The 16,199-nt window shown below is 40.2% G+C and carries 18 protein-coding genes and 3 pseudogenes; 9 read left to right on the forward strand and 12 right to left on the reverse strand.

Translation table 11 applies throughout. The features are described from left to right. Positions 1–14: 14 nt before the first annotated feature. From ArsFIN_RS26605 to ArsFIN_RS20155, 5 genes and pseudogenes are all read right to left on the reverse strand, one after another. On the reverse strand, positions 15–179 hold the full coding sequence (locus tag ArsFIN_RS26605) for a hypothetical protein (RefSeq protein WP_167876723.1): 165 nt from the start codon (positions 177–179) through the stop codon (positions 15–17). 16 nt (positions 180–195) lie between these two features. Then, on the reverse strand, positions 196–786 hold the full coding sequence (locus tag ArsFIN_RS20140) for a ProQ/FINO family protein (RefSeq protein ID WP_135678351.1): 591 nt from the start codon (positions 784–786) through the stop codon (positions 196–198). 4 nt (positions 787–790) lie between these two features. Further along, positions 791–1,387 carry an Rpn family recombination-promoting nuclease/putative transposase gene (locus ArsFIN_RS20145; RefSeq protein ID WP_338023359.1) on the reverse strand — a complete coding sequence of 199 codons (597 nt, stop codon included), beginning with the start codon at positions 1,385–1,387 and terminating at the stop codon, positions 791–793. A gap of 36 nt (positions 1,388–1,423) precedes the next feature. Continuing rightward, positions 1,424–2,590, reverse strand: a pseudogene (locus tag ArsFIN_RS20150) (IS3 family transposase). A gap of 108 nt (positions 2,591–2,698) precedes the next feature. Beyond that, positions 2,699–3,010: an Rpn family recombination-promoting nuclease/putative transposase gene (locus tag ArsFIN_RS20155; RefSeq protein ID WP_246067515.1), complete on the reverse strand. Its 312-nt coding sequence runs from the start codon at positions 3,008–3,010 to the stop codon at positions 2,699–2,701. Positions 3,011–3,540: 530 nt separating this feature from the next. Between ArsFIN_RS20155 and ArsFIN_RS20160 the strand changes: the two genes are divergently transcribed. From ArsFIN_RS20160 to ArsFIN_RS20180, 5 genes are all read left to right on the forward strand, one after another. Continuing rightward, positions 3,541–4,938 carry a pentapeptide repeat-containing protein gene (locus ArsFIN_RS20160; protein ID WP_051297190.1) on the forward strand — a complete coding sequence of 466 codons (1,398 nt, stop codon included), beginning with the start codon at positions 3,541–3,543 and terminating at the stop codon, positions 4,936–4,938. 184 nt (positions 4,939–5,122) lie between these two features. Then, positions 5,123–5,581 (forward strand): hypothetical protein, encoded by a 459-nt coding sequence (locus ArsFIN_RS20165; RefSeq protein WP_135678353.1) that lies wholly within the window; start codon positions 5,123–5,125, stop codon positions 5,579–5,581. A gap of 9 nt (positions 5,582–5,590) precedes the next feature. After that, the gene (locus ArsFIN_RS20170) at positions 5,591–6,793 is read left to right on the forward strand and encodes an IS91 family transposase (RefSeq protein WP_135678014.1); all 1,203 of its coding nucleotides are present in this window, start codon (positions 5,591–5,593) and stop codon (positions 6,791–6,793) included. A 277-nt stretch (positions 6,794–7,070) separates the two neighbouring features. Continuing rightward, the gene (locus ArsFIN_RS20175; protein ID WP_210409124.1) at positions 7,071–7,529 is read left to right on the forward strand and encodes a hypothetical protein; all 459 of its coding nucleotides are present in this window, start codon (positions 7,071–7,073) and stop codon (positions 7,527–7,529) included. Positions 7,530–7,538: 9 nt separating this feature from the next. Then, positions 7,539–8,741, forward strand: coding sequence for an IS91 family transposase (locus ArsFIN_RS20180; protein WP_135678014.1), 1,203 nt, complete (start codon positions 7,539–7,541; stop codon positions 8,739–8,741). A 155-nt stretch (positions 8,742–8,896) separates the two neighbouring features. On the opposite strand, the gene istA is transcribed toward ArsFIN_RS20180, so the two are convergent. After that, the gene (gene istA / locus ArsFIN_RS20185; protein ID WP_246067475.1) at positions 8,897–9,874 is read right to left on the reverse strand and encodes an IS21 family transposase; all 978 of its coding nucleotides are present in this window, start codon (positions 9,872–9,874) and stop codon (positions 8,897–8,899) included. 86 nt (positions 9,875–9,960) lie between these two features. On the opposite strand from istA, the pseudogene ArsFIN_RS20190 reads away from it, so the two are divergent. Then, positions 9,961–10,320: pseudogene (locus ArsFIN_RS20190) on the forward strand (transposase); the annotation flags it as partial. A gap of 181 nt (positions 10,321–10,501) precedes the next feature. Here ArsFIN_RS20190 and trfA read toward each other — a convergent pair. The 3 genes from trfA to ArsFIN_RS26615 all read right to left on the reverse strand — a co-directional run bounded on the left by trfA (position 10,502) and on the right by ArsFIN_RS26615 (position 12,215). Continuing rightward, entirely contained in the window at positions 10,502–11,359 is an 858-nt protein-coding gene (gene trfA / locus ArsFIN_RS20195) for a plasmid replication initiator TrfA (RefSeq protein WP_051297203.1), read from the reverse strand. A 137-nt stretch (positions 11,360–11,496) separates the two neighbouring features. Continuing rightward, the gene (locus tag ArsFIN_RS26610; protein ID WP_167876725.1) at positions 11,497–11,661 is read right to left on the reverse strand and encodes a hypothetical protein; all 165 of its coding nucleotides are present in this window, start codon (positions 11,659–11,661) and stop codon (positions 11,497–11,499) included. A 395-nt stretch (positions 11,662–12,056) separates the two neighbouring features. Then, positions 12,057–12,215 carry a hypothetical protein gene (locus ArsFIN_RS26615; protein WP_155847045.1) on the reverse strand — a complete coding sequence of 53 codons (159 nt, stop codon included), beginning with the start codon at positions 12,213–12,215 and terminating at the stop codon, positions 12,057–12,059. 233 nt (positions 12,216–12,448) lie between these two features. Here ArsFIN_RS26615 and ArsFIN_RS20205 point away from each other — a divergent pair, with 233 nt between their 5' ends. Continuing rightward, a complete protein-coding gene (locus tag ArsFIN_RS20205; RefSeq protein ID WP_135678357.1) occupies positions 12,449–12,721 on the forward strand; it encodes an HU family DNA-binding protein in 273 nt (90 codons plus the stop codon). A gap of 425 nt (positions 12,722–13,146) precedes the next feature. Here the strand turns inward: ArsFIN_RS20205 and ArsFIN_RS20210 are convergent. From ArsFIN_RS20210 to ArsFIN_RS20220, 3 genes and pseudogenes are all read right to left on the reverse strand, one after another. Next, a pseudogene (locus tag ArsFIN_RS20210) lies at positions 13,147–13,314 on the reverse strand (IS91 family transposase); the annotation flags it as partial. Positions 13,315–13,481: 167 nt separating this feature from the next. After that, the gene (locus ArsFIN_RS20215) at positions 13,482–14,684 is read right to left on the reverse strand and encodes an IS91 family transposase (protein ID WP_135678014.1); all 1,203 of its coding nucleotides are present in this window, start codon (positions 14,682–14,684) and stop codon (positions 13,482–13,484) included. 9 nt (positions 14,685–14,693) lie between these two features. After that, positions 14,694–15,152: a hypothetical protein gene (locus ArsFIN_RS20220; RefSeq protein ID WP_210409124.1), complete on the reverse strand. Its 459-nt coding sequence runs from the start codon at positions 15,150–15,152 to the stop codon at positions 14,694–14,696. 148 nt (positions 15,153–15,300) lie between these two features. Here ArsFIN_RS20220 and ArsFIN_RS20225 point away from each other — a divergent pair, with 148 nt between their 5' ends. Together ArsFIN_RS20225 and ArsFIN_RS20230 are read left to right on the forward strand one after the other, a co-directional pair. Then, positions 15,301–15,582: a hypothetical protein gene (locus tag ArsFIN_RS20225; protein WP_246067477.1), complete on the forward strand. Its 282-nt coding sequence runs from the start codon at positions 15,301–15,303 to the stop codon at positions 15,580–15,582. A 160-nt stretch (positions 15,583–15,742) separates the two neighbouring features. Beyond that, the gene (locus ArsFIN_RS20230) at positions 15,743–16,018 is read left to right on the forward strand and encodes a helix-turn-helix transcriptional regulator (protein ID WP_135677695.1); all 276 of its coding nucleotides are present in this window, start codon (positions 15,743–15,745) and stop codon (positions 16,016–16,018) included. Positions 16,019–16,199: the final 181 nt, after the last annotated feature.

Raw genomic sequence — 16,199 nt, forward strand, 5'->3', positions numbered from 1 at the left:
CGGATTGATATTTATTAAGCATTCATTCTGGCAATGACAAAAATAACCACCGCCATTATCAAAAATATCAAAAGGGGGAGTCCAATTGTAAATTTTAAATACTTCACAAATGACTTAACCAGTGCTTGTTCTACGGCTTTTTGTATTATTTTTTCTAATTCTAATGGAGTAATGTTCATTTGTTTAACACTTCGTTTAGTTACTAAGGATTAAATTAGCATGAAAACCTGTAGATTGATGGGTTGATTTATTTCGTCGTGCCAAACGTTGCAGATTATCCTCAACATCCGCTTGGGTGACCTCTCCGACTATCTGACCGTCTTTGTCATAACGACTAGCCCCTAACTGGATAAGTGCGCGATAATCAGCGTGATGCCCAATACTGCCTAAACAGGCTCTTAAACGCCTTCTGGCTATCAGTAATGACTTTTCTTTCACTTCTTGCCACATATCCTGCTGGATACCAATTTTCATTGGGCACAACTTGCCATCAGGAAATAAATTAGGCCAAAACGTGGTTATCTGTGAGATGGCTTCTTCTAACGGCAATCGCTTTTTAGGCGGTGTAGGTGGTTTTGGTATTTTAACCTTCACTTCCTGTTTAGGTTTAACTACCGATTTATGGGACTGCTGTTTTACTACCTTTTGGGGTTTCGGTTTTTTTGCCTGTTTTTTGGGCGCAGCATTGACCCAGACCTTTTTACCGTAAACAGGGTTACTCGAGGTCTGATCTTCTTGTGAAGCCTTTCTAGGGCGATTAAGGCTTAATTTCTTGCGTTCCGTCATCGTTTTAATCTTTAAACAGGTTACTCATTTCAGTATCAGTGAGACCCGTTGATAGTTTCACGATATCTCTTTCTACGCCTTTCTCAAGAAGTTGGCGCGCTATCTTCATCGAAGCTTGTTTCTCGCCTTCTTGAATTCCTTCAAGTTTACCTTTTTGAACACCTTTTTGTTCACCAATTTGAATACCCTTTTGAATACCTATTTCTTCAATTTGTTGAGCAATCGTCATAAGTGCTCCTTCGTGTTTCTCTGATTGCTTGGCTATCTCAGTGATAAATTCCATTGGCTTTTTGGCGTTACCTTCCTGAATGAGATAGTTAAACATAGTAATAACTTGATTATCGGTATAATAATTATACGACAGCAGTGTCACAATTTCATCAAAAAGCTCTGTCATATCCCTTCGGCGAATGTGCTTCTGTATCAGCGTTAACAAAGCCATTCGCTTATGTTGCATAATCTCACCATCTTCAAGTGTGGTGACATCGGCTAACTTAAAGGGATTGGTATAAATACGCTCTGCTAGTTTTCTATCATGAAAACAGTCCAACCAATTCGTGCTATAGGGGTGAGGACTTTGTTCACCACAATAAAACAGTATAGGAAAGTGTAATGGTCAACAAATTCTGTAGAAGATCTAAGCGGCATTTTTTAGTTCATGATATTTTTGATGTGGCGTTAAATAACCAATCGTTGAATGGCGTCGATAATAATTGTAAAACTGAATATAATTTTCAACTTCACAGACAACAGATTGATGATTCATAAACGATAAACGATAAACGGTTAAGTCTTTCTGTCTTTAAACTCCTAAAAAATCTTTCCATCACGGCATTATCGAGGCAATTACCTCGCCGACTCATGCTTTGAGTTATTTTCCGTTCAAAGAGGTGCGCCCTAAACTCCTCCGATGAATATTGGCAACCTTGATCTGAATGGAACATCAAACTTGTCGTATCCGGTAATTGCCGTTCAATTGCGTTATCTAAGGCTTCTTTCACTAATTTCGAATCCGGTTTTGTTGATAAGGCATAACCAATAATTTCTTTGGTGGCTAAATCCAACACACAGGCTAAATAGCTCCACCCATAGTGATGTCTAATATACGTGATATCCCCGACATAATAGTGATTATGCTGTTCAGGGGAAAATTGTCGTTTAAGCAAATTAGGGGCATATCGATGTTCGTTACCCGATGAGTGATAGTAGTGCTTTTTCGTTGGTCTAATTGCAACTAATTGATTTAATTTCATGATGTTCGATATTTTATAAGTGCCAATTTGGTGCCCTAAACCCTTTAACTCGGCTTGAATACGTCTTTTGCCATAAATTTGACCCGATGTATAAAAAATACGTTTGATTTCGCCACACAGTCTTTCATTTTCAACTGTCGGTATTTTCGTTTCATAATAAAAACTACTGCTGCTTACTTCAAAAAGATGGCATAACTCAGTGACCGTAAAATTGGGGTACATGATTTTCAGTTGCTTCACGATTTTGAGTTTTGATTGTCGAGGATGAAGTAAGCCGCGGCTTTTTTTAATATGTCATTATCCCTCTGAGCACGCTTAAGTTGAACTTCTAATTCTTGTATGCGCTGTTGCTCGGGTGTTAACGCTTTTGATTTTACAGGCGTATTCCCATTTAACTCGGCAAGATATTGTTGCTTCCATCGTGATACGGCAGATTTACCCGCACCGGATATTTTTTCAACTTGGATATTGCTATATCCACCTTCAACCATGAGTTTTGCATATTCCAGTTTTTGCTTTCCGCTAAAGGTTACTTTTACTTTTCGGGTCATATTTATACCTATAAGATTTTGCTTAATTATAAGCTATAAATCTCTACAGTTTTATTAGACCACTACAAACACTAAAGGTAACTTTTTGTGGCCAGCGTCTAAATGTTTTTACATCGCGCCCATGCTATAGCGCATCAGTCGCCATGCAATGAGCTTATCAGGCGAAGATTGTGCTTCAATCAAAACATAAATATATCCACTTCCCTTTGAGGTACTGACTGAATAGAGAATATCACTTTGGTAATTTTTCATATTCGCATCAATGAAAGAGCTAGATTCTACTTTTAAGCTGTCTAAGTCACACAGCGACTTAATCTTATCCGGAAGCCAAATATCGAAAAAATCTTTAGCCGTCTCTTTCTCACTTAAAAACTGCTTGAATATGGCATCGTGTGGGCTTGGGGTGAATTTTTTACTCATCCGATATCTTCAGTAATTGCTCGCGTCAGATTGAATTATGGCAAACAAACCCGCTATATTAAATACGCTATTCATTACATTTCAGACATCATAATCCAGCCATACAAAAACGCACCCTATCTTCTCAGGTGCGTCTATTTTTTGTTACTGGCATATATTTGGCTAATCACAGGAAAATGGCTCACAATCGATTAGACCCGATCTCGAAAATGAAAAGTATAACCAATTTGTAATTTCCACTCTGTAATTAAATTAAGGTAATTACCTGATAACAAATAAAATAAAAATCATAAATATAAAAAATAAATTGATTAGATAGGAAATTTCTATTTTTTAATAATTTATGCACAAAAAAGCTTGAAATAGCTAAGAAAAAAAACAAATTAATTAACCTGATTTTTACATAACTGTATTTATTAACAATTTATTTTTATCTTAAAAACCCAAAATTGCTTGTTATTCTGGATGTGGAACGGATGAGATAAAAAATAAATTAGATAATTTTTAATAAAAAAACCAAAGGAATAAAAATGTCTTATATCAACACCAATATAGATCATTACACTAAATTTATGGAAAGTAATTTGGGTATTAATGATATGGATGTTAAAAAAGCAACATCGCCTAATACAATACTGGAACATATTATTGATTTCATTACATTCGGAGGAGTAAAAAAAGAACTTACTAAACAATATAGCGAGTTCTGTTCAAAAATTGTCGATACTCTCGAACAATCTAATGGCTTAGATCGATACGAAATTCCAAAAAATCTTAAATTTAATTTCTCAGGTAAAGACGTTATTTTTTCAAATAATGACGGTTTCGTTTCTATCAACGTTGAAGGTAAAGTCGCTGAAAAAAGAATTGATGAAAAATGCTTTAATAATTTTTGTACGATTCAGTTATTAATGAAGCGCGAAGGTTTATCTGAAAATCAAGCTAGGTTAACAAATGACGGAAATATTTGTTTAGCAAACGCTGACCTTTCTAACAGAGATTTGTCGGGCATTGATTTAAGGGGCGCGGAATTGCATGATGTAAACTTATCTAACTCAGATTTAAGTTTTTCGAATCTAAAGGGGGCACAATTACAATTCACCAGGCTTGATTCCGTATGTTATGGTAAACAAGCAGAACGAAATACGTGTATGAGCAATCTCTGTGATTACCTAAAAACCACCTATCAAATAGATAGTGAAGGTAAAAGAAACTCTAAAAGTGATGGTTTATTTAGGGTTTCAGCTAACCATACTGACTTTCTTGATATCAAAAAAGCTTTCAATGAAGGAAATATTAATTTTGAAGAACATTTAGTACATTCGTTAATAAAAATCCTTGCAGATGAATGTAAAAGATTAAGCCCAATTGATGACCTGATGTTAATAGAGGTGAAAAGCGGACAAGAGGAATTTTTATCTATCTTTAATAAAAAAGTTCAATCAATGATCCCTGAAGAAAGGAAAGAGTTTGAAATAATTCTTGGTTTATATGCGGATGCTTACGATTCAGCTGAAGACGGTAATACCAGTAGTTTTAATAAAAATTCGATCTTAACCGGATCGTTTTATCCATCCTTATTTTTGGGCGGTGGACAAACTATAGCTACAGATATTGAAACTATAAGTAAACAAAGAGAATTTTCCAAAGAAATAATAACATCATTCAAGCACTTAAATGATGTTGAATTACCTGTTCTACACGATAATCGTAATATTCATAGTCAATCAGTAGAAAAAAATAAAACAGTCAATGAAGTTGATCCATCACACGCAAGGACAAGAAGCGAGTTAGTTAAAGCCAGAAAAGCATTTTTTGAACAGCTTACATCAACAAATGTAAATAATTTGAAACAACCAATTTCAACTGGGGCGTCAAGAGATGTAACAACGTTACGAAAGTTTTTTGATAATAACAGCCCAAGCTGATGCTATTTTGAAAACTTAATGAAAAAAAGATAGGTTTTAGGTTATCCCAAACCGGTTAGATAAAAAATCATGAACGTAGCACGCTACGCGTGAGCGGCGCAGCGGTGCTGCTTCGGGGATGTTAATGAGTTAAGTACTGTTTTATACTCTGCAGTAGGTTAATTTTTTTCAGGGATTCATCTCGATGGCTCGCAATAAATCTCCCAGAAAGCGTAAACCGGTTAAATCAGGCAGGCTGCCCGTCACTTCACGTGCCACAGCGCCTGTTTATCCGAAACGTTTTATGCTCTCTCTCCCACCCGAAAATGATGATGACAGACCGCCTGAATTTTTTTATGACACCCTAAAAGAAGCCATACGCCACTGCCTCCGACTCGGCCCCCAATTTTTTCTCGACACGCAGTATTACCCGCCGCTAGTCACGATTATCAGGGGTTTTAAACAACGCCAAGACCAAGCCGATGACGCTGGATACGACTACACTGAGGGGGGAATAACTGAAAGTCTGCCTGCCGATGAATTCATCACCTATACGGAGCTAGGAATAATCCCTGTTTCCTTTGAACCCTGGGATAAACACACCGATAACTGGGCTGACGAATCTGGCAATTTCTGTTTCTTTGGCAAGATGCCCATAAGGTAATTGAGTCAGATGTATATCCCTCGTCCTGCTAAACTACTTTTCACCATTGATGACGGTTGGAATAAATTCCTCGAAAAATACGGCGATAGCGTTAGTTCGTGGACGAGTTTATCTGTGGAGCGCATGCTTGCCTGCGGCACTTGTGCCATGGGTGTCCGGCGCTATTGTTGCGCTTCGTCTGATTGTTCTCACAGCCGTTTTTTCTGCCAAAGCTGTAAGTCAAAAGCCTGCAGTTCATGTGGCTTTAAAGCCACCGAGCAGTGGTTAGCACAGCAGGTTCATATTTTACCCGACTGCGACTGGCAACACATTACTTTCACCATGCCACATCTCCTTTGGCCTTTTTTTAACAATAACTGGCCGCTACTTAATGCTCTGTTTCGGGCAGCCACTCGAGCTATGCTGCAGTTGGCTCGCAAACAGGGTATCGAAATTGGTATTTTCTGTGCCTTGCATACTTATGGCCGGCAACTCAATCAACATCCGCATGTTCATGTTTCCGTCACTCGAGGGGGTTTGGATAGTAAACATAGTGTATGGCGAAAGCTGTTTTTCAAAAAAAAGGATGTCGAAGAAATCTGGCGAGGGGCTGTTATCCGACTACTGCGTCACAGTTATGATTTAATTAACCCTGGCCTTCTTCCCGGTCTTGGCCATATCCGTGACAAAAAACATTGGCGGCGTTACTTGAGGGCGCAGTACGGACGTTATTGGAAAGTGCACTTTGCTAAAAAAACGAAAGGGGCATGGCATAGTGTTAAGTACCTCGGTCGCTACCTTAAACGCCCACCGGTATCTGCGTCAAAACTGCGGCATTACCGAGGGGGTGCCGTTGTTCATCACTACCATGACCACCGAACTGGCCAGCATCGGCAGCAGACTCTGCCGCAGGAAGAGATGATTAGACGCTATATAAGCCATATTCCGGCCAGGCATTTTAAAATGGTGCGTTACTCTGGTTTTTTGTCGAATCGTAAACGGGGAAAACTATTGCCGAAAGTGTATAAGGCACTTGAGATGACGGCACGTAAAAAACCGGAGAACCCAGGTTTTTCTGTGCTGATGAAAGGATTTCTGCGTACCGATCCGTACAAATGTATTCTGTGTGGCGACAGGCTGCTTTTCACCGGGGCGCAAATGGGTAAAAAAGCAACGGAATTGTTGTCAGAAAGACTGCATAACCTGGAGAAAAAGCGATGGTTACGCAGCTAAACGCAGGATTAATGTGTCTAAAATAAGGAAATCAGGTTAGAAATTACACTCTCTGAGGAAATGTTAACTGGCACTAAACACAATAAATCGATCCCCATCTCCTTTTTGCAATAAGGGATGGCTTTTGCTACTCACTTTAAAAGCGATTCAATTTCCTAACCATTGAACGTAGCACGCTACGCGTGAGCGGCGCAGCGGTGCTGCTTCGGGGATGTTAATGAGTTGAGTACTGTTTTATACTCTGCAGTAGGTTAATTTTTTTCAGGGATTCATCTCGATGGCTCGCAATAAATCTCCCAGAAAGCGTAAACCGGTTAAATCAGGCAGGCTGCCCGTCACTTCACGTGCCACAGCGCCTGTTTATCCGAAACGTTTTATGATCTCTCTCCCACCCGAAAATGATGATGACAGACCGCCTGAATTTTTTTATGACACCCTAAAAGAAGCCATACGCCACTGCGTCCGACTCGGCCCCCAATTTTTTCTCGACACGCAGTATTACCCGCCGCTAGTCACGATTATCAGGGGTTTTGAACAACGCCAAGACCAAGCCGATGACGCTGGATACGACTACACTGAGGGGGTAATAACTGAAAGTCTGCCTGCCGATGAATTCATCACCTATACGGAGCTAGGAATAATCCCTGTTTCCTTTGAACCCTGGGATAAACACACCGATAACTGGGCTGACGAATCTGACAATTTCTGTTTCTTTGGCAAGATGCCCATAAGGTAATTGAGTCAGATGTATATCCCTCGTCCTGCTAAACTACTTTTCACCATTGATGACGGTTGGAATAAATTCCTCGAAAAATACGGCGATAGCGTTAGTTCGTGGACGAGTTTATCTGTGGAGCGCATGCTTGCCTGCGGCACTTGTGCCATGGGTGTCCGGCGCTATTGTTGCGCTTCGTCTGATTGTTCTCACAGCCGTTTTTTCTGCCAAAGCTGTAAGTCAAAAGCCTGCAGTTCATGTGGCTTTAAAGCCACCGAGCAGTGGTTAGCACAGCAGGTTCATATTTTACCCGACTGCGACTGGCAACACATTACTTTCACCATGCCACATCTCCTTTGGCCTTTTTTTAACAATAACTGGCCGCTACTTAATGCTCTGTTTCGGGCAGCCACTCGAGCTATGCTGCAGTTGGCTCGCAAACAGGGTATCGAAATTGGTATTTTCTGTGCCTTGCATACTTATGGCCGGCAACTCAATCAACATCCGCATGTTCATGTTTCCGTCACTCGAGGGGGTTTGGATAGTAAACATAGTGTATGGCGAAAGCTGTTTTTCAAAAAAAAGGATGTCGAAGAAATCTGGCGAGGGGCTGTTATCCGACTACTGCGTCACAGTTATGATTTAATTAACCCTGGCCTTCTTCCCGGTCTTGGCCATATCCGTGACAAAAAACATTGGCGGCGTTACTTGAGGGCGCAGTACGGACGTTATTGGAAAGTGCACTTTGCTAAAAAAACGAAAGGGGCATGGCATAGTGTTAAGTACCTCGGTCGCTACCTTAAACGCCCACCGGTATCTGCGTCAAAACTGCGGCATTACCGAGGGGGTGCCGTTGTTCATCACTACCATGACCACCGAACTGGCCAGCATCGGCAGCAGACTCTGCCGCAGGAAGAGATGATTAGACGCTATATAAGCCATATTCCGGCCAGGCATTTTAAAATGGTGCGTTACTCTGGTTTTTTGTCGAATCGTAAACGGGGAAAACTATTGCCGAAAGTGTATAAGGCACTTGAGATGACGGCACGTAAAAAACCGGAGAACCCAGGTTTTTCTGTGCTGATGAAAGGATTTCTGCGTACCGATCCGTACAAATGTATTCTGTGTGGCGACAGGCTGCTTTTCACCGGGGCGCAAATGGGTAAAAAAGCAACGGAATTGTTGTCAGAAAGACTGCATAATCTGGAGAAAAAGCGATGGTTACGCAGCTAAACGCAGGATCAATGTGTCTAAAATAAGGAAATCAGGTTAGAAATTACACTCTCTAAGGAAATGTTAACTGGCACTAAACACAATAAATCGATCCCCATCTCCTTTTTGCAATAAGGGATGGCTTTTGCTACTCACTTTAAAAGCGATTCAATTTCCTAACCATCAAGGGGCGGTACGATAGGGATATTAAGCGTATTAGTCTGTGGGATAGATTGGCAAACCCTTGCTGGTAAGGGTAGAAGAGACTTAACTTCCTTAGCTAATCTATCTGCTGGCTTCTCTAACGTTGTTCCATGAATTCGCTGATGGGCAACGCGTTGTAACCATGGACCCACTTTTGCATTAGCTATTTCAATATCCAGTTCAAGATTATGAGCACGAAGGTCGGTGTTTAATGGCACGATAAAGCTGTTTTTTAAATAGTGGTTAAAGCGCTCTACTTTCCCTTTCGTTTTTGCCCTGTAGGGCTTGCAAGCCTTCAATTTAAACCCGTAATCTTTCGACATTTGAAGCATTTCGACATGTAATTTATGATCACCTTCTGCATAAGCATCCCGTTCGATGATGAGGGATTTTGCGTTATCACACAATACTTCCTGTGGTACACCACCAAAGTAGTCGAAAGCTTCTCTTAAACCTTGCTGCCACGATTCTGCTCGTTCATTATCAAAGAACTTTACATAACTCGCACGCGAATAGCCTAGCGTTGCAACAAACGCTTTCAGCGATTTTTTACCTCGCCGGATGCTGGTGAAGTCGATTTGCATTTGTTGACCTGGCTGTGTTTCAAAACGGACGACTACTTCGGGAACAATGCTTGGTTTAAATTGACAAACAAATCGGCGTAATTGAGCAATACCACCTTGATAGCCGTTTTCAACTACCTCATCAAATAAGACTGTTGCAGGGATCCAATCAGGTTTAGCCAGTTCAATTCGCTGAAGCAAATAAGGTTTAAAGGGGGATAATTTAGTCGGTTGTTGACTTCTTTTAGCATAAGTTGGCATTGTCTGTTGTTGTAAATGATGTTTTACGGTGTTACGGGATATACCCAACTCACTGGCAATTTTTCGAAGGCTTTGTCCTTGTGCAAAGCGAACATGAATATCCACAAATATCTCCTTGGTTAACATAAATTATCCGTACAAAAATGTGCGAATAATACCAAGTGGATCAGTTTTAGATGATCGTTAGTGGATCAGTTTTGCATGATCGGTGACACCGAACTGGCCAGCATCGGCAGCAGACTCTGCCGCAGGAAGAGATGATTAGACGCTATATAAGCCATATTCCGGCCAGGCATTTTAAAATGGTGCGTTACTCTGGTTTTTTGTCGAATCGTAAACGGGGAAAACTATTGCCGAAAGTGTATAAGGCACTTGAGATGACGGCACGTAAAAAACCGGAGAACCCAGGTTTTTCTGTGCTGATGAAAGGATTTCTGCGTACCGATCCGTACAAATGTATTCTGTGTGGCGACAGGCTGCTTTTCACCGGGGCGCAAATGGGTAAAAAAGCAACGGAATTGTTGTCAGAAAGACTGCATAACCTGGAGAAAAAGCGATGGTTACGCAGCTAAACGCAGGATCAATGTGTCTAAAATAAGGAAATCAGGTTAGAAATTACACTCTCTGAGGAAATGTTAACTGGCACTAAACACAATAAATCGATCCCCATCTCCTTTTTGCAATAAGGGATGGCTTTTGCTACTCACTTTAAAAGCGATTCAATTTCCTAACCATGAACACTGACATAGAGTGTTATTTTTTATTCACAATCACTTTATCTTTTTCATCAATTTTACAAGACCATCCTGTAACAGAAGATAATTCAGCAAGAGACTTTTTTATCATACGTCGAAACTCTTTAGTTTCTGAGTTACTTCCTGAAATGAGCTTCAATGTTTCTATTTTTATTGGAAACGGCTTAAAATGACTACTGTAAAACCCGTATAGCCATTGTGTTAGTTGTTTTCCTCTCAATGCTAATCTTAAAGCATGATTAATCGCTGTCCAACTAGAACTTTCAAAACAATCAATGATTTTATCATTTATTATCAAACAATTATCACCTTTTATTTTATCTTGATAATACTCGTGTAGTAGACTACCGCAATACATAAATCGTCCGTCAGATATTTCAATATCTGTAAATCGCATTCTTTTTAATGAAGTTTTAAGCCATTCATGCTGACTTTTTCCTGTCTTTCTATCAATTGATCTTAAAAAATCATTTGCTGCAAATCGTACTATTGTTCCAAGTTGACAACTTTGGCTACGTCTAATACATTCCAACCAAACATCAAGATCAGACTGATCTAATCGTTCTCCTGAATATTTTATTGAATATCCATTAACTGTTGCCTTCAAAACTCCTTTTTCTAAAATTCTCTTACCTTTTCCCACAACTCCAAATAATGCACTACGCAGTACAGTATTAGGAGTTGGGATAGTGGATTTTTTACTAATTGGTAGATAAACCACATTAGGCTCAAGTTTGTCTTTTTCGTCTAATTCATTGCTTGTTGTTATTTTATCTAGCCCACTATTTTTTAGTTTATTGCGTTCTAGCGATTTTTGTCGAAGAGATTTAACTCGTTCTATTAATGAATTATTCACAGACTAACCCCTCAATAGAAAAAATGAGAGGTTGCATAAAATTAGCTAACTGTTCTAAAATGGGAATCGTAGACATATAATTGTCTCCATCATTTAGTTATTCAGTCCCTTTTCTGTGGTAGGTGGAGGGACTGAGCTCAATTTAATAAATAATTTCTAACAGTATTTAATGATACAATAATATCTTTCCTGGCTAAGAATTCTACTATCTGACGATATGAATATCCTTTACTTCTCATAGAGAAAAGCTCTTCCCGATACTGATCTAATAATTTAGTTTTTTGCCCTAAAGGTTTTTCCACTTTCACCCTGTTCTTTTCCAAAAAATTCAATTATTTCATTTTATACTAAATTTTCATTTTTTTTAAAATCATTTTTTTAAATAAGATAAAACACGGCATATCACCCACCAAACTACGGCATATCACCCACCAAACTACGGCATATCACCCACCAAACTACGGCATATCACCCACCAAACTACGGCATATCACCCACCAAACTACGGCATATCACCCACCAAACTACGGCATATCACCCACCAAACTACAAAAGATTAAGACTACAAGCATAAAATGGGCTATAATAAAAGCAAAAAAATGAGATATAATAGCAATAAATACAATAACTTATAGTAATTCAGTGCAATAAAAAGGAAGGAAATAGTTCAATTCAGTAAATTTATAAACATTTGATTTTAAAGGAAAATAAAAAAATAACTGAATTTATAATTTATTGAAAATAAAAGGAAAAATAAAATAACAAATCCACCAAAAAAGCCAGCTAATCTTTTATAATCAAAAAAAATATAGTCTTTTTTAATCGGCTTTACCCCTGTGGATAACTTTTCTTCCAAAAAAACCCTAAACCAAAAAATATGTTACTACTGAGTGACCGTATTTCTTTTTGGCTAGTAGTGATATTCCGCTTCCTCGTCTGCTCACTCGCTTCGCTCGGTCACAGACTTGTGGCGAGCGGTGGGATTTTAATTAAAAAGATTTTTTGGTTAATTAACGCTGAAACATTGCACTTTTTAGTTGCTACAGCTAGCATCACTAGAATTAAGATATCCATTAATTCAGGCACAACATGAACAAAACAGAACTCATCAATCAAATTGCTGAAAAAGCTGACTTAACCAAAAAAGATTCAGAGAAAGCACTGAACGCATTGATTGAAACCGTGACAGAAGCGCTAAAGGCGGGAGATGAAGTACAACTCGTTGGCTTTGGTAGCTTCCAAGTTAAGCCAAGAGCAGCAAGGGAAGGTCGTAATCCAAAAACGGGCGAGGCACTTAAAATTGCTGCTTCAAACGTACCGAGTTTTAAAGCGGGTAAAACTTTAAAAGAAGCCGTTAATTAAAACTTCTGGAAAAAAAAGCCAACAGGCTGAGTTGGCTAACGGTGTTGAAAGGAAATTTTTATATAACTTTTTTATTTCTAATATGTAATGAGCAAATCCATCATAAACATTCTTTAAGCCAAAATTTGCCTAGAAGATCTCATCTTCGACAATTAACATCATTATCGCTGTCATATCGTGCCAATAGGCTTTGCAGGGATGCTACGCATGGGTTACGTGCAATATATCAATCTCTCACTGCTTCGTGGGCTTCGGCGATTTAATGGTTAGGAAATTGAATCGCTTTTAAAGTGAGTAGCAAAAGCCATCCCTTATTGCAAAAAGGAGATGGGGATCGATTTATTGTGTTTAGTGCCAGTTAACATTTCCTCAGAGAGTGTAATTTCTAACCTGATTTCCTTATTTTAGACACATTGATCCTGCGTTTAGCTGCGTAACCATCGCTTTTTCTCCAGGTTATGCAGTCTTTCTGACAACAATTCCGTTGCTTTTTTACCCATTTGCGCCCCGGTGAAAAGTAGCCTGTCGCCACACAGAATACATTTGTACGGATCGGTACGCAGAAATCCTTTCATCAGCACAGAAAAACCTGGGTTCATGGTTAGGAAATTGAATCGCTTTTAAAGTGAGTAGCAAAAGCCATCCCTTATTGCAAAAAGGAGATGGGGATCGATTTATTGTGTTTAGTGCCAGTTAACATTTCCTTAGAGAGTGTAATTTCTAACCTGATTTCCTTATTTTAGACACATTGATCCTGCGTTTAGCTGCGTAACCATCGCTTTTTCTCCAGATTATGCAGTCTTTCTGACAACAATTCCGTTGCTTTTTTACCCATTTGCGCCCCGGTGAAAAGCAGCCTGTCGCCACACAGAATACATTTGTACGGATCGGTACGCAGAAATCCTTTCATCAGCACAGAAAAACCTGGGTTCTCCGGTTTTTTACGTGCCGTCATCTCAAGTGCCTTATACACTTTCGGCAATAGTTTTCCCCGTTTACGATTCGACAAAAAACCAGAGTAACGCACCATTTTAAAATGCCTGGCCGGAATATGGCTTATATAGCGTCTAATCATCTCTTCCTGCGGCAGAGTCTGCTGCCGATGCTGGCCAGTTCGGTGGTCATGGTAGTGATGAACAACGGCACCCCCTCGGTAATGCCGCAGTTTTGACGCAGATACCGGTGGGCGTTTAAGGTAGCGACCGAGGTACTTAACACTATGCCATGCCCCTTTCGTTTTTTTAGCAAAGTGCACTTTCCAATAACGTCCGTACTGCGCCCTCAAGTAACGCCGCCAATGTTTTTTGTCACGGATATGGCCAAGACCGGGAAGAAGGCCAGGGTTAATTAAATCATAACTGTGACGCAGTAGTCGGATAACAGCCCCTCGCCAGATTTCTTCGACATCCTTTTTTTTGAAAAACAGCTTTCGCCATACACTATGTTTACTATCCAAACCCCCTCGAGTGACGGAAACATGAACATGCGGATGTTGATTGAGTTGCCGGCCATAAGTATGCAAGGCACAGAAAATACCAATTTCGATACCCTGTTTGCGAGCCAACTGCAGCATAGCTCGAGTGGCTGCCCGAAACAGAGCATTAAGTAGCGGCCAGTTATTGTTAAAAAAAGGCCAAAGGAGATGTGGCATGGTGAAAGTAATGTGTTGCCAGTCGCAGTCGGGTAAAATATGAACCTGCTGTGCTAACCACTGCTCGGTGGCTTTAAAGCCACATGAACTGCAGGCTTTTGACTTACAGCTTTGGCAGAAAAAACGGCTGTGAGAACAATCAGACGAAGCGCAACAATAGCGCCGGACACCCATGGCACAAGTGCCGCAGGCAAGCATGCGCTCCACAGATAAACTCGTCCACGAACTAACGCTATCGCCGTATTTTTCGAGGAATTTATTCCAACCGTCATCAATGGTGAAAAGTAGTTTAGCAGGACGAGGGATATACATCTGACTCAATTACCTTATGGGCATCTTGCCAAAGAAACAGAAATTGTCAGATTCGTCAGCCCAGTTATCGGTGTGTTTATCCCAGGGTTCAAAGGAAACAGGGATTATTCCTAGCTCCGTATAGGTGATGAATTCATCGGCAGGCAGACTTTCAGTTATTACCCCCTCAGTGTAGTCGTATCCAGCGTCATCGGCTTGGTCTTGGCGTTGTTCAAAACCCCTGATAATCGTGACTAGCGGCGGGTAATACTGCGTGTCGAGAAAAAATTGGGGGCCGAGTCGGACGCAGTGGCGTATGGCTTCTTTTAGGGTGTCATAAAAAAATTCAGGCGGTCTGTCATCATCATTTTCGGGTGGGAGAGAGATCATAAAACGTTTCGGATAAACAGGCGCTGTGGCACGTGAAGTGACGGGCAGCCTGCCTGATTTAACCGGTTTACGCTTTCTGGGAGATTTATTGCGAGCCATCGAGATGAATCCCTGAAAAAAATTAACCTACTGCAGAGTATAAAACAGTACTCAACTCATTAACATCCCCGAAGCAGCACCGCTGCGCCGCTCACGCGTAGCGTGCTACGTTCATGTCACACCGGTAGTGTTAAATGGTGACAGTGTCATGTTAACGGTGAAATCAAAAGCGGACAGTGTTTCAAATATTTCCAATGCAACGGATATTGTTTTTAATCAACGCTCAATTGATACGACGGTTCAGTTGAAAAATGGCGATACGTTGTTGATAGGGGGCTTAATCCAGCATAATGCGGTTAACTCCACTTCTTCGGTTCCTTTTATTTCTGCCATTCCGTTGATAGGTTGGTTGTTCGATGCCCGGTCAGATACGAAGGATAATACGGTGATGTATATTCTGATTAGAGCACGGGTATTGAATGTTGTTTAACTGACGGAAGGCCATACCCTAGCAGGCGCAGCCTGATGGGGTATGGTTGGAGTCAGTTGTTAAATGTTGTTTGTTATGCGTTAAGTTGTTGTTTAGCGCTGCATAGCCAGACGTCCATCTGACTATACAGCTATCACATAAACCTAAGTTGGAGGTCTATATGACTGTGTTCGATCCTACTCAATATCCGGAATTACGCAATCTTTTTCCTGAATTAACGCCAGTGCAGTTTGAAACGGCAATGTTATATGCTCTAGGATTAACCAAAAAAGAGATTGCCTGGGCGCGTGATGTGTCTTATCCGGTGGTAAGAGATACGTTACAAGACATTAAGAATAAATTTCAGTTTTATTCATTGAGTAATCTTATTTCGACGTTTCATATCCGTTTGGTCTTGTTCGCGTTTTATCAATGTACCTTGCCAAAGAGAAAATAGCCGTTTTTTTCTTTAAAGTGCCCTACATTTTGTAGGGTGTAATCTTTATTGTCATTTTTTATACTGACTGGGTATTAGATCATAACTTCTAAAATCAATCATGAAATACCGCCACTTCTGATTTTGAGTCGCATCACACTAACATCAGGAAAACCCGCTACTTTATGGCGGGCTTTTTTTT

Origin of the sequence: Arsenophonus nasoniae, from assembly GCF_004768525.1 — a bacterium.
GTDB classification, from domain to species: Bacteria; Pseudomonadota; Gammaproteobacteria; order Enterobacterales; family Enterobacteriaceae; genus Arsenophonus; species Arsenophonus nasoniae.